31 protein-coding genes are annotated in these 22,176 nt (G+C 37.8%); 8 read left to right on the top strand and 23 right to left on the bottom strand.

Translation table 11 applies throughout. From position 1 onward, the window contains the following. Positions 1–356 precede the first annotated feature (356 nt). From AC6BKE_RS16795 to AC6BKE_RS16785, 3 genes are all read right to left on the bottom strand, one after another. Complete coding sequence (locus AC6BKE_RS16795) at positions 357–482, bottom strand: hypothetical protein (protein ID WP_268987993.1); 126 nt, start codon at positions 480–482, stop codon at positions 357–359. A 209-nt stretch (positions 483–691) separates the two neighbouring features. After that, a complete protein-coding gene (locus tag AC6BKE_RS16790) occupies positions 692–1,171 on the bottom strand; it encodes a hypothetical protein (protein ID WP_499857347.1) in 480 nt (159 codons plus the stop codon). Between the two features lie 22 nt (positions 1,172–1,193). Further along, positions 1,194–1,847: a hypothetical protein gene (locus tag AC6BKE_RS16785; protein WP_499857346.1), complete on the bottom strand. Its 654-nt coding sequence runs from the start codon at positions 1,845–1,847 to the stop codon at positions 1,194–1,196. A gap of 360 nt (positions 1,848–2,207) precedes the next feature. Here AC6BKE_RS16785 and AC6BKE_RS16780 point away from each other — a divergent pair, with 360 nt between their 5' ends. Beyond that, complete coding sequence (locus tag AC6BKE_RS16780; RefSeq protein WP_499857344.1) at positions 2,208–2,435, top strand: DUF3923 family protein; 228 nt, start codon at positions 2,208–2,210, stop codon at positions 2,433–2,435. Positions 2,436–2,512: 77 nt separating this feature from the next. Here the strand turns inward: AC6BKE_RS16780 and AC6BKE_RS16775 are convergent, their stop codons facing one another. Together AC6BKE_RS16775 and AC6BKE_RS16770 are read right to left on the bottom strand one after the other, a co-directional pair. Beyond that, positions 2,513–3,439: a PD-(D/E)XK nuclease family protein gene (locus AC6BKE_RS16775; protein ID WP_499858316.1), complete on the bottom strand. Its 927-nt coding sequence runs from the start codon at positions 3,437–3,439 to the stop codon at positions 2,513–2,515. Between the two features lie 21 nt (positions 3,440–3,460). After that, complete coding sequence (locus tag AC6BKE_RS16770) at positions 3,461–4,201, bottom strand: sulfite exporter TauE/SafE family protein (protein ID WP_058844977.1); 741 nt, start codon at positions 4,199–4,201, stop codon at positions 3,461–3,463. Positions 4,202–4,292: 91 nt separating this feature from the next. Between AC6BKE_RS16770 and AC6BKE_RS16765 the strand changes: the two genes are divergently transcribed. After that, positions 4,293–4,793, top strand: coding sequence for a DUF1648 domain-containing protein (locus tag AC6BKE_RS16765; protein ID WP_271913078.1), 501 nt, complete (start codon positions 4,293–4,295; stop codon positions 4,791–4,793). A gap of 65 nt (positions 4,794–4,858) precedes the next feature. On the opposite strand, the gene AC6BKE_RS16760 is transcribed toward AC6BKE_RS16765, so the two are convergent. The 6 genes from AC6BKE_RS16760 to AC6BKE_RS16735 all read right to left on the bottom strand — a co-directional run bounded on the left by AC6BKE_RS16760 (position 4,859) and on the right by AC6BKE_RS16735 (position 7,957). After that, the gene (locus AC6BKE_RS16760; protein ID WP_499857343.1) at positions 4,859–5,488 is read right to left on the bottom strand and encodes a type 1 glutamine amidotransferase family protein; all 630 of its coding nucleotides are present in this window, start codon (positions 5,486–5,488) and stop codon (positions 4,859–4,861) included. Positions 5,489–5,533: 45 nt separating this feature from the next. Further along, positions 5,534–6,523, bottom strand: a complete 990-nt coding sequence (locus AC6BKE_RS16755) for a helix-turn-helix transcriptional regulator (protein ID WP_499857341.1) — start codon at positions 6,521–6,523, stop codon at positions 5,534–5,536. A gap of 98 nt (positions 6,524–6,621) precedes the next feature. Further along, positions 6,622–7,254, bottom strand: coding sequence for a hypothetical protein (locus tag AC6BKE_RS16750; protein ID WP_058844974.1), 633 nt, complete (start codon positions 7,252–7,254; stop codon positions 6,622–6,624). An 8-nt stretch (positions 7,255–7,262) separates the two neighbouring features. Beyond that, positions 7,263–7,430, bottom strand: a complete 168-nt coding sequence (locus tag AC6BKE_RS16745) for a hypothetical protein (protein WP_170829807.1) — start codon at positions 7,428–7,430, stop codon at positions 7,263–7,265. Then, positions 7,423–7,608 (bottom strand): helix-hairpin-helix domain-containing protein, encoded by a 186-nt coding sequence (locus AC6BKE_RS16740; protein WP_036127572.1) that lies wholly within the window; start codon positions 7,606–7,608, stop codon positions 7,423–7,425. The genes AC6BKE_RS16745 and AC6BKE_RS16740 overlap by 8 nt, the downstream gene beginning before the upstream one ends. Before the next feature lie 169 nt (positions 7,609–7,777). Continuing rightward, positions 7,778–7,957: a hypothetical protein gene (locus AC6BKE_RS16735; RefSeq protein WP_271913075.1), complete on the bottom strand. Its 180-nt coding sequence runs from the start codon at positions 7,955–7,957 to the stop codon at positions 7,778–7,780. Positions 7,958–8,027: 70 nt separating this feature from the next. On the opposite strand from AC6BKE_RS16735, the gene AC6BKE_RS16730 reads away from it, so the two are divergent. Next, positions 8,028–8,720, top strand: a complete 693-nt coding sequence (locus tag AC6BKE_RS16730) for a class I SAM-dependent methyltransferase (protein WP_271913074.1) — start codon at positions 8,028–8,030, stop codon at positions 8,718–8,720. Positions 8,721–8,835: 115 nt separating this feature from the next. On the opposite strand, the gene AC6BKE_RS16725 is transcribed toward AC6BKE_RS16730, so the two are convergent. After that, positions 8,836–9,276, bottom strand: coding sequence for a GNAT family N-acetyltransferase (locus AC6BKE_RS16725; protein WP_340809792.1), 441 nt, complete (start codon positions 9,274–9,276; stop codon positions 8,836–8,838). A 111-nt stretch (positions 9,277–9,387) separates the two neighbouring features. Here AC6BKE_RS16725 and pdxR point away from each other — a divergent pair, with 111 nt between their 5' ends. Further along, positions 9,388–10,776, top strand: a complete 1,389-nt coding sequence (gene pdxR, locus AC6BKE_RS16720) for a MocR-like pyridoxine biosynthesis transcription factor PdxR (RefSeq protein ID WP_089932380.1) — start codon at positions 9,388–9,390, stop codon at positions 10,774–10,776. 40 nt (positions 10,777–10,816) lie between these two features. Here pdxR and AC6BKE_RS16715 read toward each other — a convergent pair whose 3' ends face one another. Then, positions 10,817–12,040 carry a GNAT family N-acetyltransferase gene (locus tag AC6BKE_RS16715; protein WP_340808821.1) on the bottom strand — a complete coding sequence of 408 codons (1,224 nt, stop codon included), beginning with the start codon at positions 12,038–12,040 and terminating at the stop codon, positions 10,817–10,819. After that, positions 12,037–12,765, bottom strand: a complete 729-nt coding sequence (locus AC6BKE_RS16710; RefSeq protein WP_036127582.1) for an AAA family ATPase — start codon at positions 12,763–12,765, stop codon at positions 12,037–12,039. The genes AC6BKE_RS16715 and AC6BKE_RS16710 overlap by 4 nt, the downstream gene beginning before the upstream one ends. Positions 12,766–13,369: 604 nt before the next feature. On the opposite strand from AC6BKE_RS16710, the gene AC6BKE_RS16705 reads away from it, so the two are divergent. Together AC6BKE_RS16705 and fumC are read left to right on the top strand one after the other, a co-directional pair. After that, positions 13,370–13,585, top strand: a complete 216-nt coding sequence (locus AC6BKE_RS16705) for a hypothetical protein (RefSeq protein WP_141903153.1) — start codon at positions 13,370–13,372, stop codon at positions 13,583–13,585. 282 nt (positions 13,586–13,867) lie between these two features. Beyond that, a complete protein-coding gene (gene fumC / locus AC6BKE_RS16700) occupies positions 13,868–15,259 on the top strand; it encodes a class II fumarate hydratase (RefSeq protein WP_058844968.1) in 1,392 nt (463 codons plus the stop codon). Between the two features lie 137 nt (positions 15,260–15,396). On the opposite strand, the gene AC6BKE_RS16695 is transcribed toward fumC, so the two are convergent. From AC6BKE_RS16695 to AC6BKE_RS16680, 4 genes are all read right to left on the bottom strand, one after another. Beyond that, positions 15,397–15,591 carry a hypothetical protein gene (locus AC6BKE_RS16695; RefSeq protein ID WP_089932390.1) on the bottom strand — a complete coding sequence of 65 codons (195 nt, stop codon included), beginning with the start codon at positions 15,589–15,591 and terminating at the stop codon, positions 15,397–15,399. A gap of 515 nt (positions 15,592–16,106) precedes the next feature. Then, the gene (locus AC6BKE_RS16690; protein WP_340810925.1) at positions 16,107–16,340 is read right to left on the bottom strand and encodes a hypothetical protein; all 234 of its coding nucleotides are present in this window, start codon (positions 16,338–16,340) and stop codon (positions 16,107–16,109) included. Positions 16,341–16,393: 53 nt separating this feature from the next. Further along, positions 16,394–16,687: a hypothetical protein gene (locus AC6BKE_RS16685; RefSeq protein ID WP_342503901.1), complete on the bottom strand. Its 294-nt coding sequence runs from the start codon at positions 16,685–16,687 to the stop codon at positions 16,394–16,396. Positions 16,688–16,720: 33 nt separating this feature from the next. Next, positions 16,721–17,170 carry a hypothetical protein gene (locus AC6BKE_RS16680; RefSeq protein ID WP_499857336.1) on the bottom strand — a complete coding sequence of 150 codons (450 nt, stop codon included), beginning with the start codon at positions 17,168–17,170 and terminating at the stop codon, positions 16,721–16,723. Positions 17,171–17,442: 272 nt separating this feature from the next. Between AC6BKE_RS16680 and AC6BKE_RS16675 the strand changes: the two genes are divergently transcribed. Then, the gene (locus AC6BKE_RS16675) at positions 17,443–17,934 is read left to right on the top strand and encodes a DinB family protein (RefSeq protein ID WP_499857335.1); all 492 of its coding nucleotides are present in this window, start codon (positions 17,443–17,445) and stop codon (positions 17,932–17,934) included. Positions 17,935–18,306: 372 nt separating this feature from the next. Here AC6BKE_RS16675 and AC6BKE_RS16670 read toward each other — a convergent pair whose 3' ends face one another. Further along, a complete protein-coding gene (locus AC6BKE_RS16670; RefSeq protein ID WP_499857334.1) occupies positions 18,307–18,492 on the bottom strand; it encodes a hypothetical protein in 186 nt (61 codons plus the stop codon). 229 nt (positions 18,493–18,721) lie between these two features. On the opposite strand from AC6BKE_RS16670, the gene AC6BKE_RS16665 reads away from it, so the two are divergent. After that, a complete protein-coding gene (locus AC6BKE_RS16665; RefSeq protein WP_499857333.1) occupies positions 18,722–18,910 on the top strand; it encodes a hypothetical protein in 189 nt (62 codons plus the stop codon). Positions 18,911–19,112: 202 nt separating this feature from the next. Here the strand turns inward: AC6BKE_RS16665 and AC6BKE_RS16660 are convergent, their stop codons facing one another. The 4 genes from AC6BKE_RS16660 to AC6BKE_RS16645 form a co-directional block, all read right to left on the bottom strand. Beyond that, a complete protein-coding gene (locus tag AC6BKE_RS16660) occupies positions 19,113–19,541 on the bottom strand; it encodes a hypothetical protein (RefSeq protein ID WP_499857331.1) in 429 nt (142 codons plus the stop codon). Positions 19,542–20,153: 612 nt separating this feature from the next. Continuing rightward, positions 20,154–21,059: a DMT family transporter gene (locus AC6BKE_RS16655; protein ID WP_340834004.1), complete on the bottom strand. Its 906-nt coding sequence runs from the start codon at positions 21,057–21,059 to the stop codon at positions 20,154–20,156. Between the two features lie 16 nt (positions 21,060–21,075). Continuing rightward, a complete protein-coding gene (locus AC6BKE_RS16650) occupies positions 21,076–21,621 on the bottom strand; it encodes a GNAT family N-acetyltransferase (RefSeq protein WP_271913064.1) in 546 nt (181 codons plus the stop codon). Continuing rightward, on the bottom strand, positions 21,611–22,144 hold the full coding sequence (locus tag AC6BKE_RS16645; protein WP_499857330.1) for a cysteine hydrolase family protein: 534 nt from the start codon (positions 22,142–22,144) through the stop codon (positions 21,611–21,613). Before AC6BKE_RS16645 ends, AC6BKE_RS16650 begins: the two co-directional genes overlap by 11 nt. Positions 22,145–22,176 lie beyond the last annotated feature (32 nt).

Raw genomic sequence — 22,176 nt, 5'->3', positions numbered from 1 at the left:
CAATTTGCTCACCCTCTCTAAGTTTTATCACAACAAAAAAGACGCCATAAAACCGGCGTCTAAGCATTACTTTGTATCGTTTTTAAAATACGTATTTCACGAATGACATACAAAGGCAAAAAGCTTCCGGTTACTGAGTTCTATATGGTGTTTTTCTAAAAAATCACAGACTGGTCCCTTTGAACAGTAATCATCTAATTGTAAAAATGTCTTTACTTCAACGGCCGTTCTTCTGAAAACAGTTTCCATCACATTTTGCCTCCTCTCTAAAAATCTATGAATAGCTTATTATAATTTAATACAAGTAACTCATAAAAGCAAATACAGCGTTTTAATTTACTGTTACACGGCATGTTTTATCGCTGCACAATATAGCCCACCTTACGAGGTACGACTACATTTTTCTTTTCCACACTTTTGATAGCTTCATCTAGGGTCTTTGGTGTTCCCAAAAGCTCAAACATAGACATTTGTTTACTCATCTACATCCTCCTCTATTATGTCAAAAGGAATACGTTCTCTACTATTTGTATATGTTGAACGAATCAATTTTATACTAGGAAATTGTGTTCCCACACAGAGTGCTAGAGTAGTGATGATAACGAGTAAACTGTAATGTAGAAGCATTAATATCCACAACCCATCCTATCTGGTTCAGCTAAGGTTGCAACTGTTTGGAGTGGCTAACTGTTTAACCTTTATGCTTTAGAAATGCTAATACATAAGCGATCCAAATGACTGTAAAATGTAGCGCAAGGAAGGTCCATCCAGTAAAAAAGATAGAATTGGAATAAGTGTTCAACAATGGAATTTCAGCTATTTCCGTAACTAACTGATTATGTTCAAACACGAACACTCTTAGCTCTTGTGCTTTTTTCAAAGTCGATGAATAGACAATACTTGGAAACAGAAAGGATAGCACTATCATGCTGTAAAATGGCATCGTCTTCATCATTTTTAGAGCCAGTCTATTGGCAAATTTATATGTACCCATAATGGAAACAATGAAGAACGGTGTGAAAAATACTAAGGGAAAGAGTCCTGGATTACCATTACTTATACCATTGGAGCTTCCTATCACAATTGGTTCAGTGAAAATATGTATAAGACTAAAAATGATAGCCGTTATGATTAGGCTGGTAGCATAGTAAAACCATGATAATTTACTCATACTTTTCCCCCTCCTTGACTATTTATAAAGTTCTTTCATTGTTTCCATCCAATAATTTAACCTGCACATTGGACGAACCTCCACCATAAATAGGATGGGGAACTTTTGATAAATCGAGTAATTTCTTCAGATGAATCAATTTTTCACGATTGGCCTCGATTGTCACATGATATGGACCTGCTATATTCATAAGTGATGGTATACGCACGTCTTCTTTCGAGAAATGGCTATCTAAAAATACTAAATCAAATGACACAGCTTCATTGCTTCGATTATGTAAGATAAGGGTACAATCCCCATTCATTAAATCTTTGCTCACCATCTCAAAATCACAGTTGCCATCCCCTTTGTATGAAATGGCCATAATACCAGTAGCTAAGGTTTCTTGATACGCCATTATGAGAAAATGGGGTAAAAATGAATAGAGTAATACTACGGAAACAATTGTTGTAAGGTGATATTTGTTTATGCTCCTAGCTAGTAAAATCATCGCAAATATAAATAAAATCGAGCCAATGATGCCGAGCAACACATAGCCATCTTGTGTTTGTATAGGAAACGACATAAAGGAAGATTGGGCATGCATCACTTCATTAGAAGGATATGGGAAAAAAAGACACATACATATACCTAAAATTACGATTGAACGAATAAGCGCCCTTTTATTATTAATCATTTTCTCCCCCCTCTCCAGAAAGTGTTTTGAAATTGTGTGGGCATTGCGAAGTCTCCTCACTTGTTACCAGTGCTATACCCATTAAGTGATGGTTAGATGATTTCTTATGTAACATATTCTCTCTCACTTTTATACCTAAATATTTACATATATCAAATTTACCATATATACCCTAAATAAGGAATAAAGCCTTTTTAGCTCTAGACAAATGAAAAAATTGTTTTACCTTCTACACACCAATCGAAGAGTAATAAGTCAATCCGTCTCAAGGCGGAGAGGTAACACCATCTAAAGTGTGTTTCCAAAAACAATATAATAAAACCATAAAAGGAAATTATAAATAGGAAGAGGATGTTCATTTTGTTTACGAAAATTATATGGTGGGCTATAAATATTGTATGGTTATTGATTTTTTCTGCCCTCGCAGTATTTATTGGGGTAAGAAATGTTGATGCTGCTGGGATGGTGCAAACTCCTGCCATTAAAATGGTGTCATTCATTATTTTGGGCATCGTGTTTCTAGTTGTTATGCTCATTCAGCTCATTTTTCTCTATTTTATTAGGAAAAGCAACACAAAGGTCTCTTGAAGAAGTGCTGGATTGTCATCCCTAAATGACATAAAAAGAAGCGAGTGGCTATTTTAGCACTCGCTTCTTTTTCTTTCTCACCTTGTCCCACACAACTCTCTAAAATTACAACCTCGACAATGCCATTTTTCTTGCGTTTGTTCAAAGTCCTCGAAATCAACAGGCTCATTGGCAAAAATATCGGCTTGGTATTTTTTCATTGCTAAGACACTGCGTTGAAATGTATGCAAAATATTATCCATATCGTAGGCAGTAAACCTATATTTCTTCCGTTTTCCCGTTAATAAATATTCGTTATAGACCTCAATTTGCTCCAAGGATACACGGTATTTTTGCTGAACATAGTAGGCGTAGAGCGCTAATTGCTGGCGGTCATCATCAGACTCCCCGCCCGTTTTCCAGTCAACAATAATCCATTTATCTGCTCGTTCATCATAATAATGAAAGTCCATGACGACGAATACTTGGATGCCGTCTATTTTCATCGAGCGGAATTGCTCTGGTTCCCCAATACGGAGAGCGCCCTTTTGTGCCGTGATTTGTTGGAATGTTTCGCTCATCAAAAAATGGTCAAACACAAGCTGTAAACGTTCTTTATAGTCCTGCACAAGCTCAGAAGAAAGTGTGCCGTAATAATAAATTTCCTGCATCATATAGTATTTATTCGGCTTTTGCCTCCAAAACTCCACATGGCGTGTAGAATCAATAAAGGCTGCATTAAGCTGTCCACGTGCCCCTTGCATCAGCTCCTCCAGTGTAGAAGCTTTCCCTGTCTGTAGATAATCATTAATGGCCTGTTCAATATATCGGTGGACAATTTGCCCAAATAAAATAGGCATCGATTGTAGCTTTTTTAAGCGATACACCTGTTGATGGTAAGGCTCTACATTATAGCTGAGCCAGCCGTTATGTGAAAAATAATATTCATAGCCATATTTGCGAGCGCAGCTTGTCAATGTTTTATGACGCGAGAGTGACCACGAAAAGGTTGGGTATGGTGTTATTTCAAACAGGACAATCGCCTCCTAAAGCTGATGGATAAAATCATAAAGAAGCTGTACAATCAGCACAATCGTTACGATCCGCAATAATAGCTTCACTTGGTTCGCTTTCACTTTTCTCGCAAGCACGAGCCCAATTTGTGCACCAATCGTTGAGCCAATCATCAAAATAAGTGTTAATGGCCATTCAATTTTTCCCGTCGCAATATACGTAATCGCCGCTCCTGAGCACATGGCAAATACCCCCACCCGTGAGAGCCCTACTGCTTTGATATAGGAAATCTTCTCATGTGCATATGTATAGAGAGCTAATGTGCTACTGCCAGGGCCAAACATACCATCATAAAAACCAACCCCAAGAAGGATTGGACCGTTTTTTCGATTCATTGTAAAGCATTCATTGTCACCAAAATCAGCTCCACCCATAAAGGACATGATGAGTGCAAAGCCTAGTAACATAATGGCAATGAACGTCAATGTTTGACTGCTCATGAACGAAGCGAAAAGTCCACCAAGTGTGCCTCCAATCAAGGATACAAGTAGGACAGCACGCATTTCTGTCCAGGCTAATTCTTTTCGTTTATAAATCGTATAAAAACTGGAAAAGGCACTCACCATATTGGACACTTTATTCGCGCCAATAGCCGAATGGACGGGCACGCCCATAAGCATCATGGTAGGCAAGGTAATTAAGCCGCCACCACCCACTAATGTGCCCACGACATTCCCAATGATGCCAATTAGTAAAAACAACAAGTATTCCATAGTATCCTTCTTTCTCTAACACAAAAAGCAATCATTCTATGTTACAGTATAACAGATTAACATTTTGAATGATGAGAAATGAGGGGCAAGGATGCATACACAACAAAAAACACCCACACCGCGCTTTTGTCACCAGCTGACTGTTATAGCGGCCACTATTTTTGGAGCTGGCATCACCGCCACTCTAATCCAATATTCAAAGCTCCCTGCAATGATTCCTGTCTTACAAAGCTTTACGAATGAGCAAGCCCAGTTTGGACCGAAAATTGCGATCTTTTATTTACCCTTTATCGCACTTATGCTATTTTTACTTTTACATTATTTAGAAATGAAAGCTGCCTACCCTGTCATGCGCAAAAATAAAGCACCCCTGTCCCATAGACAGCGACAAAATGGCATTATGACGTTTTGTCTCATAAAAAATAGTATATTATTATATTTTACTTATTCCCTTTTCAATGACCTGACAGTGGCACTAGGTCACGAGCGTATTTTACAGCAGTGGCATGCCTACCTATTTCTTTTCGTGTTAGGCATCCTCTTTATTGGTGGCATCGTACGAGGCATTTTGTTGGAAAAGAAAATGCGATAGTGTACCTCTTTATATAAGAATAAATTTAGGAGCATGTTGTTACACATGCTCCACTGAGACCTTAATTATTCAATAGAAGACATTAATTCAAAATAGTATTTTTTTTCATGCGTTTGATAAAGATTCAACCACGCCTGTAATGTTTCTGATCTAAACACGTCAAGTAGCCTCAAAACATGAACAGCAAATTCCAGTGGGGCTGTACCTGATGCCGTAACTAAATTTCCATCCGTTATAGCAGGGCCTTCCTCAAAATGTTTATCCCCTATATAATGTGGACAAAACATTTTCAAGTATTCTAAATCGTTGCTTGTATGTTTTCTTGAATCTAGCAAACCAATCTTTGCGAGACCCATAGTTGCGCCACATATTGCAGCTATGATAATTTCTTCGTTCAACGCTATGGATACTTTCTTCAATAGAGGATCATGTATAGACTCAAGCCATGTATTGCCTCCTGGAAGAATTAAGACATCCGTACTATTCAATTGACATTCATCAATGGAAATAGTAGGAAGTATTGTAATTCCTCCCATCGTAGTAACAGGGCTTCTATCAATACCTACCGTAATTACCTCAAAAGCCGCTAATCCTTTTTTAAAATACCTTCCTGAATTCAGTTCAGCAATTAAATAGCCTATTTCCCAGTCTGACATCGTATTAAATACATAAAGATACACTCTTCTTGTATGCATAATAACCACTCCTTTTAAATGAATTACGCTTATTATAAAAAAACTTCACTGACATTCTCCGTCAGTAAAGTTTTCAACTTGATAAAAATTAATTAGCTCATAAAGTACGTCAATCATTTTTTGCTTTAAGCTTATTGGTTCTACTATTTGTATTGATTTTCCATATGGTAATAGCAAATAGGGAACATATCTATGTAACGCTTCTTCCTCTACTAGAAATATCGCTTTCTTTGAGGTCCGTTCTTTGAGGTGATGCCTTAAAAACCAATGCTGACTTATGTCATCTACCGCATCCGTCTTACCACAAATGATAAAAGGCGTAAGTTCCCGTTTATCTTCTACTTGTGGTAGAATGCTTTTCATAAAAAAATCACTTGCCGAGAAAGGTTGTGGTCGCTGGAAGGTAATGGCTGTTTGGTTCATATTGATAATGCGGCTTACTTTAAAATTACGGATCTCCTTCCTTAAATGACAATAGGCAATGACATACCAGCTATTATTCCAATAAACTAAGCCATACGGGTTAATCAACCTATGTTTAGGTTGTTCTTCATTATTTGTACGGTACTCCATTTCAACAGATGTTTCGTTTACTATACTTTCCTCTATTTTTTTCAATATCGGCTCCATAGATGATTGAGCATTAGGACTTACAATTTCGAATCCTTCTAAATGTTGCTTAATCATTTCATCTTGCTCTTGATTTGAAAATTTTGTTAGCTTTGATGTTGCACTATTTAATGCCTCATCTAAAAAATAACCAGCTTCTTTTGCAAAAATAGCAGCATGAAGTAATGCCGCTTTCTCATCAATCTCAAATAGAAGAGGACTTTTAATAAAATTATTCAACAGGGTATACCCTCCGTTATGACCTGCTTCTGCTATAATCGGTACACCACTGGCAGAAAGTGCGTCAATATATCGGTATACTGTCCTTATATTCATCTCTAATTTTTCAGCTATTTCTTTCGCGGTAATTTTCCTGCCTGAATGTAGCATCCATAGAATCTGCATCATATGATCAATTTTAGACAATCATTGTCACCTCATAGAATCATTTTTTCATTTATTGTAAGCTACACGAAAACAGGCTACTTGATACCGTATGTACTGGTTACCAAGTAGCCCAACTATTATTGAATGACCAAATCTTCTTCTAGTTGCTTGAAATTATGTATAAGACCATATTTCTGTATGCCACGAGCGTGTTCTATGCTCGCATCTGCAAATTGGCGAAATTTTGCTTGATCCTTTACTGTATAGGCATAGACTGCTTCGATTGCGGGTTGCATCCACGGCTGTGTTAGCTTATCACTTGTCATGTCAGCTGTTCTGCCTTCGAGTGCAGCGATATAACAATGTGCATAGCTAGCTAAAGGTTCTTTGCCAATTTTTGTTGCCGCTACTTTCGCGTCACCTAAGTTCTCTTCCATGATTGCTTTAATAAATTGATAATTATACTTTACGGCAGGTTGCTTGTAATAGTCGATGATAGCATCAACTGCACGAATCTGTTCTTCCTTCGTCTCATAAGCATTAGCATAAAGTGCAGCAAAGATGGGTTCTTTTCTATGTTTTTTCACCCATTTATCCACCTGCTCCATATTGTTGGTGCGATATAAAATATGTATATGACGATAAATTACCCCTATTGCGAATAACGCAAATATCCCGAGTGAGATGGATAGTCGAACACCTGCTAATGACAGCGTAATCGCTAAGATAATAACTGCTCCATAAAAGAATGTTAGATTTACAATTTTCATATTGCCTCCTACTGTAATTTTCTACGCATTTTACGAGAAAAAATATAGCCTGCCCCTATAAAAAAGATCAAGGCCATCACTTTCATGATTGGAATAATAAACAGCTTGCTAATAAGGAATACAACGATAATATAGTAGACAACCATAGCTAGTAAAAACAATGTTAGCTTATTCACGAGGCTCACTACCTTCCTTTAGAGCCGCTTCAATCGCCGCTAACGCTTTTGGTCCCATCCCATGTAAATGAGCTAGTGTCGTAAGGTCCACTTTTTCCAGCTGCTTCAATTCTGTATAACCCGCTGCCTGTAATGCACGAATTGCTGGTTTTGCTACTCCCTTAGGCCATTCTGTCATGCTTGCACGTCCCTTCACGAAAAAATCTTCTCTGCCCTATTATGCAAGCGTCCGCCAAGAAATGCAAATAAGTCAAAATGTCATCATGATAGCATTGGAAACATAGAAAAACCTGCCGCTACCAAAATCGCGATACTATGAAGCCTCCTGTCATCCGTTCATTCATCTATCATATGACATAGCCCGCAAATGCCGTCATAAGCACGGCTAACAAGGTCACATGAACGGAAAGTGTCCCCACAACATAGCTCAGCCAAACACGATGCCCTGCATGAAATTGCTCATTTGAAAACCAAAAGGCTTCGCCAATCTCTTTTATAAAAAGCGATTTCTTTGTCCTTTCAATCATTTTCATTTATACTCAATTACAGACAATAAGGGTCTTTAATATATATAATAAAGCAATGGAGGCTATATCGATGGATAAACTATCAACACATTTATTAGAAAAGGCACGTACATATGAGCAAAGTACTCGTATTTCGGTGCCTGCCTATGACACATTATTTGCCGTGGCTCAAGCCTATTTCCGTTCTCATTTAGGTGAACAAGAGGCATCCCTGCTAGTTGTGGGGGCTGGCGGTGGCAATGAACTTTCCGCATGGGGACCAACGAACCCTCTGTGGACATTCACAGGCATTGACCCAGCTGAGGAAATGCTCCAAATCGCTCAACACAAGGCCGTACAACTCGAATTAGAAAGCCGAGTTCGACTGCTACAAGGAACTATTGAGAGCTTGCCACAAACCACGCCAAAATTCGATGCGGCCAGCTGTATCCTCGTCCTTCATTTCATTGTAGATCGTCAGGAAAAACTACATCTACTACAAAACATTCACGATCAATTAAAGCCCGGAAAACCATTCGTCCTTGCTTGTGCCTATGGAGACCGAGAAAGTGACGAACTACAAGATCGTATCAAAATCTGGCAAAGTGGCTTTTTAGACGCTGGCTACACAAAAGAGAAAGTAGAAAATATGGGTAAAGTCATCATGAATATCTCTTTCATTTCCGATCAAGAAATCCAACAATTATTAAGTGAAGCTGGATTCAAAAACATTACCCGCTTTTTCTCCTCTGGTCTTTTCGCAGGCTGGATGAGTCATGCCTAACACAAGGCCCCGCTATGTCTAATTAGACATGGCGAGGTCTAGCACTTTCGTCCTTTTATGAGCAATCCCATCACCAACCAATCGAGCTCCACGCTTAAGCAACCATACAGCTTAATTACCAATAAATACTATAATAATAGACATTGTTATCAATCGTCATGCCCATCTTTTCATAGAGCTTCTGTGCATTGATGTTATCCGTTGCAGTTTCAAGCATCATGTAACGAGCATTTTCCTGCTTACAGTAGACGTAGCATTGTTCCATTAAAGCCTGTGCCACCCCTTGTTGTCTGGCTTGTTTGGCAACAAATAAATCGTTTAAGATAAACGCTTTTTTCATGGCTACGGATGAAAAGAGAGGAAATAATTGAGCGAACCCTACTGCCTCATCCTCCTGATACGCAAGAAAAATAATGGACTCTGCCCGTTCTATTCGATCACGTATAAATTGCTCCGCTTTCTGTATATCAGACAATTGCCCATAAAATTCCCGATAGGCATTAAATAAAGGCACAACATCCTCAATGGTCGCCTGTGTCACTGTACAAATTTTCATGTTTCGATTCCCCATTTCTTTTTCATTGTCCTTCTTATATGATGGTAGTAAATAATCTGACATTCCAAAAGAAACAATTTCAAATATTTCAACATGTCAAGGTGGTATCATATGGATGACTTTATCTTTCTATTAACAGAAAAAGAGGCTAAATATAAACAAGTGTATCAGCAAATGAAAATACTCATTACACAAGGAACACTTCAAACAAACGATTCTCTGCCCTCCATTCGAAAATTAGCAGAAACGTTACAGGTTAGCCGTAATACAACGTTAACTGCTTACGAACAGCTTGTAGCTGAGGGATATATACGTGGAGAAGGACGCAAAGGCTATTTCGTCAATGCATTAGAGCCAGTTTTCTTGCAGGAACAGGAACAGGAACAGCCAGTTCTATCACAGCCAACCAGCAACACAACATCATTGCTTGTAGATTTTCGTGCTGGGGCTGTTGACCAGACATATTTTCCTATGAAAACATGGCGTCAATTAGCCAATCAAGTATTACAGGAACCATCATGCTATCAATATGGAGAGCTATTTGGAGATCCCTTGCTCAAGGAGCAGCTTGTCCCGTATTTACTACAAGCAAGAGGCGTATCGACAACGAGCGAAAATATCATGATCGGCAGTAGCACACAGCAAATGCTACTGTATGTGGGCTTTTTATTAAAAGACCATTTCCCAAGTGTTCTTTTAGAAGACCCTGGCTATAATGGGGCGCGTGAGGCCTTTCAGTTACATCGTTTTGTCATAGAGACATTGCCAGTAATGGAGACAGGGGCACAACTTGATATACTTAAACATTGTCAATCACGCTTATTGTATGTCACCCCTTCACATCATTTCCCATACGGTGTGTCCATGACCATTCAGCAGCGACAAACCTTAATTCAATGGGCGCAGCAAGTCAATGGCTATATTCTTGAGGATGATTATGATGGCGAATTTCGCTATACACAACAACCATTTCCTGCCCTTGCCTCGATCGACCCTTCAAAGGTAATCTATCTCGGCACCTTCTCAAAATCGTTTTTACCTGGTGTACGATTAAGCTATATGGTCTTACCCAATACGCTAGTACAGCCATTTAAAGAACGCTTTGCTCATTTTGAACAAAATGCCTCGTCCCTTCATCAACGGACAATGGCCCAATTCATGGCACAAGGGGAATGGACACGTCATATTAAACGAATGCGCTTGACGTATAAACAAAAAATGCAGCACCTTGTTCAGGAGCTGCAACGACAATTTGGTCCACAAATAGCTGTATTGGGCGAGCAATCGGGGCTTTATATAGTAGTGAAGGTCAAGTCTCCGCTTTCAGAACAACAGCTCATCCAGCGAGCCGAGACTTATGGTGTGAAGGTTTATCCAACAAGCCCGTTTTTTATTAATCAAACAAGTGAGGACCCATTGCTACAATTAGGATTTAGTAAGTTAACAATGGAAGAAATCAAATTGGGTGTCGAACGGCTAAAAGAGGCGTGGCAGCCATAACTGTCAACGTTATGGCTCTCCCCCTCACACACTAAAAGGCTTAAAAATAATCAATAAATGTTGGGATACCCACTGGTAGGACGGCTTCAAGCAACGCAATTTCCTCAGCACGACCCTGTAGCCGTTCAATTTTTTCTAAATAATTTGGGCGTTTATAGCCTAACAGCATCGTAGCCAATGTTTGCACAGTTAAATGAACAGCATTATCGTTTAACGTCTCACTTACCTTTTGCACAGACAGGTTTCCATCTTTCATTTTGATGATGAATGTACCATTATTCCACGCCACAACGCGATCACTGACAGCAAGCTGAAGCTCGAAATCCTGACTGACAAAGGGATAGCGTAGTAAAAACTCTTTGACATCGACAATTCTCGCCATGAAATAAGGAGAGACCTTTTGAATAATCTCGCTATCCTCTAATAAAAAGGCCACAGCTTCATTTCCCGTTGTTTTCCCGTAAACATTATAAACCATCGAGCTATGTGCCGAGACAAAGTTCCATAAGCCTTTACGAGCCTCTTCCTGTAAATAAACGATTTCATCAATATAATAATTTTCCTCCATTATACGGTAGAACATATAGCCCTGCGCTAAATCGTCTTCATCATAATAGACTGCTGCCTGTAGTTGGACATCGCTATCAATGAATTTCTCCTCCCAGAAATCCTCCTGAAATTTTTCATTCCACGCAATACTATTGCGCACCATTACCCCGTGCGTTTTCTGTGCGTAACGTGCGTAAATATCTACAACATCCTCATGTTTGGGATCAACACGACGAATTTTCCCATTGAGTCCCGCATAATGCGGAAGCTGTGTATCCTTCACCTGAAACTCTACAATATCGCTCATAATTTCCCATCCCTTTTTGCGATAATAAGGGATAGAATATGGAAATAAATAGGAAATGCATTGTCCTTCATTTCGCATACTTTGCAGGCTTTCAATAATCAAGCTCTCCATTAAGCCATGCCCAGAATACTCAGGGTATGTGCCAACTGCTGTGATGCCGCCCATTTCATAAATTTTGCCATGTACATTAACCTCAAAAGGTAGACTTAAAATTTGGGATACAAGCTGTTTGCCATCAAACCAACCAATGGCATGCCCTTCATTAAACTGCCTGCTCTTGGCATTTACAAAACGGCGATCCTTGTGAATGGACATAGACATCTGAAATACATAATTCAGTAAATCAATGGACTGTGCCATTTCGTCTAATCGAATTTCTCGCATGACTAAGCCTTTTCGTTGATTCATAATTCCCTCTCCTCATCAAATAACTCACGTAAAATGGATTGCGGTGCATCTAAAAAACGTTTAGTGACGATGTAATGAATGGTATCCTCATAGCGAATCGATTCAATCTCTCCTTCATCAAAACTATATATTGTAGCATTGGGATAGCCCAGTAAAATGGGCGAGTGTGTGGCAATAATAAATTGGGCTTCATGCTCTAGATCCTTGATAATTTTCAGCAGGCTTAGCTGCCTCGTTGGAGACAATGCTGCCTCAGGCTCATCCAATAAATAGATAGCTTTGCCATTAAAACGATTCATAAATAATGCAAGAAAAGATTCACCATGAGATTGGTGGTGCAACGACTTCCCACCAAAAGCGTTATATTTCCTTGGATCTTCTAACAAATCAATATGACTGGCAAATTGATAAAATGTTTCTGATCGTAGAAAAAAGCCATTCGAGATTTTCGGCATCCACGACAAGCGGATATATTCACCCAGTGAAGACTCTGCCTTATGTACGTCATATAAATTCTGGCGACCACCACCCGCTGTATTAAAATCGCAGCGATCTGCAATTGCTTCAAGTAATGTTGATTTCCCCGACCCATTTTCTCCAACAAAGAACGTTACATTTGTCGGAAACTCCAGCTCATATAAATCCTGCAAGCTTGGGATATTAAAAGGATACATTTGTTTATTCGGAATCGTGTCCTGTAATACCTTACATGATTTTAAATACATCTCGTTTCCTCCTTTCTCTTATTATAACGAACATCGCCCTAGCTGAAACATAATACACCTATCTCACGAGTCAAACGAAAAATAAGAATAGTCAATCAAATCATAAACACATTATATTTCTCTAAAAGAACCCATCTGAATCCCTAATCAAATCATTGTCTGAAATAGCTTACGAAATCCTTACTATTCCTTCATAATCCTATGATATATTTCCCGAGAAATAAATAAAGGATATGTCGAAAGTTGCAATTCTCATACGTAGAATTATGTCATATTTTTGATTTTCAAATAAAATAAAACCTTTTGTTGGTGAAGTATTTCAGAATGAACCACGCTTTCTCCGCAACAATCATTGGTTTTCCTAGCAATTGGCTCATTTCAATGATTTTATTGCGCAGACATTTTGGGAGATTACTTATGGGGAATGCTTTATGAAGCATGGTTCTCTCACATGATGAGCAATTTGGAAATCTCGGTGAGCGAGTCCCTTCAATTGATGAACGCTTAAAGAAGCTCCAATCTAATCAACCACTTCACCAAAAGTTCTATCTACTATGCCCCACTCATAAATTGAGTAACATCAAATGTTAGAAGGAGAAGAGCGATGTTTGTGACTCATTTTTATGAAAACAAGACGTCTGTTTTAAGCCAATTGCTCGTTAAACTGCCTACAGTGGAAGAGGATATTCGAATTAAAGGGCGCAAAGCCAAGGTGATAGAGGTACTTCAAATCGATGACCATAACTTTCAGGTAAAGGTTTTATTTGAAAAAATCCCTAAAAAACAACCGTTGAAAGAAATCGGAAAGAAAAAGAGATAACGCCTCAAAGCGCCGTTTATTTCTTTAGAAATTCGGGAAAACCAAAGATAACGATTGCGAATTATTCTCATCATTAATTTCTTCAAGAAAAACCGTTGACTTTTTAATTGATAACAATTATCATTATCAGTAGATTATTTCTTTTCTCCAAATTGCTTAATTCAGAATCCCCCTCTTTTTTGAATAAGCATGTATCAAACGGATATTCTTACATCAGACTAAGAGTATCCGTTTTTATCTGTATATTAGAAGAGTTTTACATAATAAAGGAGCTGTTTGAACATGGATTATCGTATTGAAAAAGACACAATGGGTGAAATTAAAGTACCTGCTGATAAAATTTGGGGTGCGCAAACACAGCGCAGTAAAGAGAATTTCCAAATTGGTACAGAGCAAATGCCGATTGAGCTTGTCCAAGCCATGGCTATTTTAAAGAAAAGTGCTGCGATTGCGAACAACAAACTAGGCAAACTTTCTGATATTAAAACGAATGCCATCGTACAGGCTGCAGATGAAATTTTAAATGGTCAATGGGACGATCAATTTCCACTTGTTGTTTGGCAAACAGGTAGCGGTACACAATCCAACATGAACGTGAATGAGGTCATTGCACACCGTGCGAACCAATTATTAAAGGACGCTGGCGAAGCTGATATTGTTCATCCAAATGATGATGTCAATAAATCACAAAGCTCAAATGATACATTCCCAACAGCATTGCATATTGCAGCTGTGTTAAAAGTGGAAGATTACTTATTACCACGACTTCGTCTATTAAAATCAACGTTAGAAGACAAAGCAGCTCAATTTAAAGATATTATTAAAATTGGCCGTACGCATTTACAGGACGCGACACCTCTTACATTGGGTCAGGAAATTAGCGGCTGGGCAGCCATGCTAGCAAAATCCGAGCATATGATACTCCAAAATATTGACTATATGAAAGAGCTTGCGATTGGTGGCACAGCGGTTGGTACTGGTATCAACGCTCATCCTGAATTTGGTGATCGTGTAGCAGCAGAAATTAGTGAACTAACAAGCAAACAGTTCACATCGGCTGCGAATAAATTCCATGCCTTAACAAGCCATGATGAAGCTGTTGTTGCTCATGGTGCATTAAAAGCATTAGCAGCTGATTTAATGAAAATTGCTAATGACGTTCGCTGGCTTGCGAGTGGCCCTCGTTCTGGTATTGGCGAAATCACAATCCCTGAAAACGAGCCAGGCTCATCGATTATGCCAGGTAAAGTAAACCCTACCCAAAGTGAGGCTATGACTATGGTTGTCACACAAGTAGTCGGCAATGACGCGACAATTGCCTTCGCCGCTTCTCAAGGGAACTTTGAACTAAACGTCTTTAAACCCGTTATTATTTACAACTTCTTACAATCGACTCGCCTATTAGCCGATACAATGAAATCATTTAACGACCATTGTGCTGTAGGCATTGAGCCTAACACAGAAGTACTAGATCATAATTTACAAAATTCATTAATGCTTGTAACGGCATTAAATCCATACATTGGTTATGAAAACGCAGCAAAAATCGCGAAAAAAGCGCACAAAGAAGGCACTACTTTAAAAGCAGCAGCTATCGCAAGTGGTTTACTAACAGAAGAGCAATTCGATGAATATGTCGACCCAGCAACGATGATTTATCCAAACGTCAAATAAAATAAATGCAAGTTGATATATCAATGTTTTAGATCATGTCCCCTATTTTGAGCCTCGGCTAGAAAATACGGTATGATTGCACAAGAAAAAAGATTGGAGCTAAAAAGCTTCAATCTTTTTCTTTTTGAAGCCCATCATTACTCTTTAATGATTTGCCGTTTTCTATAAAAAATTAGAGCTAAACTCGCAACAATTAAAACGAATATACTAGCAATCAAAAAGAATAAAGATAACATTCTCTTTTCTCCCCAGTTGTTAAATGCTTGTGAGAAGCCAATAAAAGCCATCAAAAAAGATAGTACCAATTGTAGCTTTGAAACTTCTTTAAACAATAGCATACCCACCTTCTTATTCACCTGATAATATGAGGTATTAAATGCAAATGGAGAATAATAAAACCGTTGGAATGTGAATGGATGCCCTACCAACAGATGTAACTTAACTGTAAAAACTGATTTAACCTGTTAAGCTTTTGGTATTGGCCCTACTTAGTCAATTTCTTTTTAAGTAATTTATTATTAGATATAGCAACTTCTATAATATAAATCATACATATTGCTAAAAATAATAGAGACCAATTGATTTTTCCATCCAGTAAAAGCGTATAGATAACTGAAATCACACAGTATAATAATATAATACTAGCAATAACTATGCCTTTTTTATTCTTCATTTTCTCAACCACTTTCTCTTTTCTACAAGCTACTAATATCAAAATATCCTAACTTCATTATACAATATTTAACCATTTTTGTATTATTAAACATATTATATCTGAGCATCGATAATGAAAAAAACACCTGCCGAAGCAAGTGCATTCTAAAACATCAATCCAAAATTGGGCACATTAATAAAAGCATTGTTCTCCAGAGTACACGCTTAAATGTTCAATGGCTAATGCTATTGCACCTTCCTCCGTTTCAACCAAAGTCAAATCTTTTTTTATTGGACGCCAATACTCATATCCATACTCTTCTTGCCACATAAATACTTCTATAGTATAGAGACAATCCTTACGTTTAATAATTTGAACTTTATATTGGCTACTCTGAGACATTATTTCCTTTATCAATTGTTCCATCCATTCACCAACTTACTAGTATTTCTCATACAACTTCTCTACACTGTCATCCTTTAGCTCGCTCGCCTACATTGTATAGCGCTTTCTTTTTCAGAAATCCCCTTTTGTATTGTCACTTTATTTATTTTCACTCCATTTTCTGGCGTATCAGTCAACATTATATGGATTCTATCAAAGGGAACATCACCATGATGTGCACTATAATTTAACGCACTTGCCTGAACAATATGTCTCCTTGTATTGCCATCTATTGTTTCAACTTTATCGATTTTTGGACACATGATAAAATCTGCGTAAGTTTCATCGAGATAGGAAAAATACCTGCTATATAAAGTTTCTTCAAGCAACTCATCTTTTGGTGCCCCAACACTTTCATATTTTCAGCCAACTAAGAGCCAATCATAAAGTTCTACTGATTTCAATCGAAGCTTTTTATTATTACTTGTATAGATAACCTCACCATCTGCAATCGTGCATGTTTTTACTTGGTTTTGGGATACACAATTATAAGCTGGTTCAATAACTGCAACGTCTCCGTTTTTTAGTTTTATTTTCATTATCGAGATGATGGAAGTTTGATTTAACTCTAACTCATTTGCTTCTTCGGAAGGGCTTGATGTATTTATCCAGTTAACAATCTTATCGATAATCACTTCCTCATATCCATCATTTTCCTTAAACAAACGAGTTTCCCCGTTTAAACGTTTTACTTGAATAAATGAAACATCTACTTTTTCCAATTTTGGTTGAATACTCGCCTTTACTAATAGCAATTGTATCGGGAAAAATAATCCAAAAATCACCATGACTAGTATGACTAACCTTCTCAAGAATTATCGCCACCTCTAATGTAAATTTTGTAAGTATTTTTCCCTTATATTATAAATAAATACTTAAGCAAATCCATCAGATCCGGATACAAAACAGAACGTCATTCAATAGCCTTTCTTGTTCTTCTAACCTGCACTGAGCCTAAGCAACTCAATGCTCTTTAGTTAACGTCCCTGTTAGTATATTTTCACTCCTATATACTCTTTTCGGAAAATTTGATAAATTAATAGTAAGTCATGTTTAGAAGGTTACAAAAGAGGAGGCTATCTCAATGAGTAAAAAGGAACTCTTGCAAAATGGAGTCAATCAAGTTTTTTTCGAAGAAGAATGGTATCCACCACTATCAGAAGCATTAAAGAATCTCACTGCTGCACAAGCATGTTGGCAACTAGAAGGAAAGGCCGCTAATACGATTTGGGAAAATACTAACCATTTACTAGCCTTTAAAGAGCGCTTACTTTCTCGCTTACATAAAGATAACTCATTTGTTGCTCCACAAAATAATGATGAAACGTTTGTCCAAGGTGGAGCGAATGATGAGGATGCTTGGCAAGAAACAGTGAAGCGAACACTTCACGTACACGATGCCTTACAATCTTCATTAGCATCCCTTCAAGAAGCAGAATTGGATCAACCTAGTCCTTCTCTTCCAGTTTGGCAACAATATCTAAATATCCTTTTGCACGATGCTTATCATACAGGACAAATTGTACAACTTCGTAAACTACAAGGTTCACGGCCAGCTAAACGCTCCTATTTATAAACGATGCTTAAAATTGCTTGACTATTGCATACAACAAAGCGATTTAAAAGCAAATCTGACTGTTATATCAAATAAAATCCCAATTTCCTAGTGTTCAAATTGAGAAATTGGGATTTTTTTCAACTCACAAATAGCGCTTTTTTCTGGAATAATTATAGCTAATGAGTTACTAATATTCATCACACTTTATATTTGTATGCAACTTGAACGATTAACTGAAATTTATTTTCCCCTCGCCTTAAACTACTATCCGTTTAGCAATCTGTCCCTTCCCCCAAAGAAAAGGCACAATTCTTTTAGCAGAATCGTGGATGGTTGTTAAATTTTATTTTTAAGGGAGAGCTGTTGATTGCTTTGGCTAAAGCGTTTCTATTATTCACCAAAAGATGTAACAGCAATGCTCCATACAATTAATGCAAAAGAGATTGTTAACCAAACTGTGTTAGAAGTAGTTGGTTGTTCTTTTTTTACTTTCTTTATTATTTCTACAAGGTTTAGACAAAATATAATTGCTAAAATCGGCATTAAATAAATACTAATGAACACAAATACTATCATATATGAAACGTTCACCTCCAAAATAATTATACCAAATTCTAACAATTGCACGATTATTAAACCAAACTGCCCTGGCAGTTTAATAATATCTATACTCGTTTTATTTTAGGCTGGTTTCGTAAAGATTGTTGCTTTTTTATAAATCAATAAATGTGCAGTATAATAGAAACAGGTAGATTGAAATATCATATTTGACAATATATTAAAGATTAAGAAAGGAAGGATGATCATGACGAAATTATCTTATAGTGGTTTAAAATATGGAGAAAGTGATGTGGAAATAAAAATATTGGTGGATGTACAAAATGATTGGTGCGAGATAACGCATACCAAGAAAGTGTCACAAGTAATGAATAAATCAACTGGGGAATATATCACAGTAAATCGAAACACCTTGAAATGTGAGATTTTTTCATAATACGAAACAAATAAACTTTTTGCAACTAACTATACCGATATACTAACACAATGTAGACAAGACAAGCCATCTGAGAAACGAGTTTCACGAATGTCTTTGAGTATCTTTGCAATATCCTAGCATTCTTCGGGGACGATTTTATTCCGATCGACTTCCAATAAACAATTCTAATAAAGGGTGAGGCTTTTCGCTTCAATCTTTATTAGAATTGATTTTTGATTGTAATCAAGTATTTTTCATTCATTTCGAGCTGGTCGATTGAGAGTTGGTCTAACAGGAGCTCGAATTTCTTTTCGCTATCCTCCCCTTCTTCCCCCTTCCAGCAAATGTAGATTTCGCAATAATCACCTTTTGGCAGAAGTTTTTTCAGGAAGTTACAAACAAGAAGAAATGTGCTTTTGGATTTTTCGTAGTTATGTGGCGAATGCACTTTATTGTCGTTATGCATTTGCCAAATGGGACTCCCTTTTGCTTCAAGCTCATATAGGTATGGCGTTGTAAAATGTTGATGCTGAAGCATTTGACGCTCTTCGCTACTAAGGAACAAATCTGTTATTTCAACTTCATCTTCCATATCGTCGTCATTTATTGCAGCCTGAAAATTTAATCCTATGTAGGTTACCATGCTCATTTCATTCATTCTCCTTATCAAAAACACCCTGTAAATGTACAGGGTGTCAGCAACGTAGCTGTTGGTATCGTAAAAAGACGTGCATTTTTGTACGATGTTCTAAATTCCTTACCTGTGTCACCATGCCATAGGTCACTCTCTGAAGCAATGGCTTGAAGGACATAGGCTTCAAGCGACGGGTTGTCCGCTTCTTTTTGTGAGGCTTGCTACCGTACCATGTTAACTGTAAAGGCTGATGCTTTGATGGTTTGATATTGCGGTGGTGTTTTTTGTTCAATATACAGTGTTGTGTAATATGCATCCGCAATAACAATCAAATAAATAATGAATAATAATCGTTTTGTTCAATGGTTCAAAAAATATTTCTCCCTTTTTTCAAATCTGCTATTAAAACTTGTCTACTTAATCATACGGGCAGCATGAAAAAAGGTTTCAACATATTATAAGGGAGACAAATTTTCGTCCCCCCTTACGTCTGCAAACTTCTGCCACCATCATTTTCCCAACGGTCAATGTCCCAATGATCCTCTTCTTTTTCTCTGCTACTTGCCATTGTACTCGATTGAACGAATGACATTTTGTCCTCACCCTTTTCAAGCGTTCTTCTCTATTTTATGAAGGGGAGGAGGTTTTCGTTCCTCGTAAAAAAGGCTTAAATTGAAAGCCTAAGGCAATTGCAGCTCCTATACAGCTAGAAAGGCAGCCTATGATTAAATACAGATTAAGCGTAGATTCCCCTATGACAACAGAAGCAATCCCGCCAATCACAGGGAACAACGCAACCATGTAGCCACTCTTCGCTCCGCCAATTTTTTCTACTAGCTTTAAATAAAATAGCCAGGCAAGAAATGATGCGATGATCGTTAAATACAGTAGGGCTGATAAATAGGTAATGGATGTAGGCAAGACGATTTTTTGTCCTTGTATCCAGACAATACCACACATGACTACACTGCCGACTGTAAAACCAATGGCATTGGCATAAATGGGGTCAATCTGGCGCTTTGCATTTCTTGCAGAGCTTGCATCCCCGATTGCTGTTAGAACAGTACCGAGTAAAGCAATTAGGACCCCTTTTAAATCAGCCAAACCTGAAAAACTATGTAAAGTGGGATAGATTAATACCCCAACACCGATTACCCCTAAAATACCACCGATTAAAACGCGACGATGTAATGGTTCTTTAAGAAATATTCGAAGAGCAATGGGCGTTAAAATTACTTTTAATGAAAAAATTAAAGTGACAATCGCAGCGGAGCTCAACATCGTCGCATAGTATAAAGCTAAATAACTGAAGGCAAAATTACAAATACCAAAGACGATAATAAATGGAAAATCGTGCTGCTGCGGCTTCCCCTGTGGTTTCATCAACCAAGCAAGTAGGCCAAATAAAAAAGCAGTTATAACTAAACGATAGGTTAAAGATAATTCTAGACTGACTGGGGTTCCTTGAATCTTTACTGCAATAAAATTAAGTCCCCAGACAATTAAACAAAAAATATACATAAAATTGGTCATATCTGTTCCTTCTTAACTAGGGTTGCCATCTACCCATTATGATTGTGTGATAGTACTTACCATCTGCAAGGCATTTATCATTTTTCAAAATACCTTCTACTGTAAAGCCCCATTTTTCATAGAGCTGTATAGCTTTTTCATTCGTTTCTAGCACTTCTAATGCCATTTTCCGTACACCATTGGCATCTGCCCAATCAATAGATACTTGTAGTAGAGCTTTTCCAATGCCATAGCCCCAAAAAGCCTTCCTAACACCGATGCCAAATGTTACTTTATGGGCAAGTCTCTTTAATGGAGATCCCTCACATCTGGAGTACCCAACGATTTGATCACCTACAACCGCTACTAAACACAGATTTTTCGGACTTGCTGTATCCTGCTGAATAAGCTGCTCGAAGCCCGCTTGATCGATGAATGCCTCCCCCTGCTCTCGGTCGAAGTTTTCTGTTTCACCGTCCAATTGTAGGCGCAAATCCGATAAAGCTTGAGCATCCTCAAGTTGTGCACAGCGAATAATATAGTCTAGCTCTTTTATATGAAACGCTTTTTGGTCAATGAGCATTTGGGAACTCCTCAACTGGCTGAATTTTTACAAAGCGATTACGCCATACGGATTCGTGATGCTGAATGATCTGAGGTGCTGCGAGTACTTGACTATTTAAGGTGCTATGTGCATCTTCGATTAAAATATTATGATGGTAGCCATGACTAAAAGCGCTGCGAATCGTCGTATCAAGACAAAACTCTGTTTGAGCACCTGCGAAAATCAACTGATCAATGTGCTGTTCGTTCAAATATTGTGCAAGATCCGTTTGATAAAAAGCATCCCAAGTTGTTTTTTGAATCACTTTATCTTGTGCCTGTCTAAGCAGTCCATGATACAGCTCCCACCCTGGCTGACCCTTTGCAAAATCAACATCATTGGCCTCTGTATGTTGAATAAAAATAATTGGGACTTCGTTATGACGTGCCCATGTGATTACCGTATTGATATTTTTAATAATCGTTTCATCATTCCATAGATTTTGTTGGCTATCCAAAAAGAAAGCCTCTTGGATATCAATAATAATGAGTGCTTGCTTCATAACGTTCTCCTTTATGCTTCGACTTTTCTTTT

Source organism: Lysinibacillus sp. COL-1, from assembly GCF_059814265.1.
The sequence above is the reverse complement of the archived record's forward strand: the minus strand, read 5'-3'. Positions and strand labels throughout refer to the sequence as shown.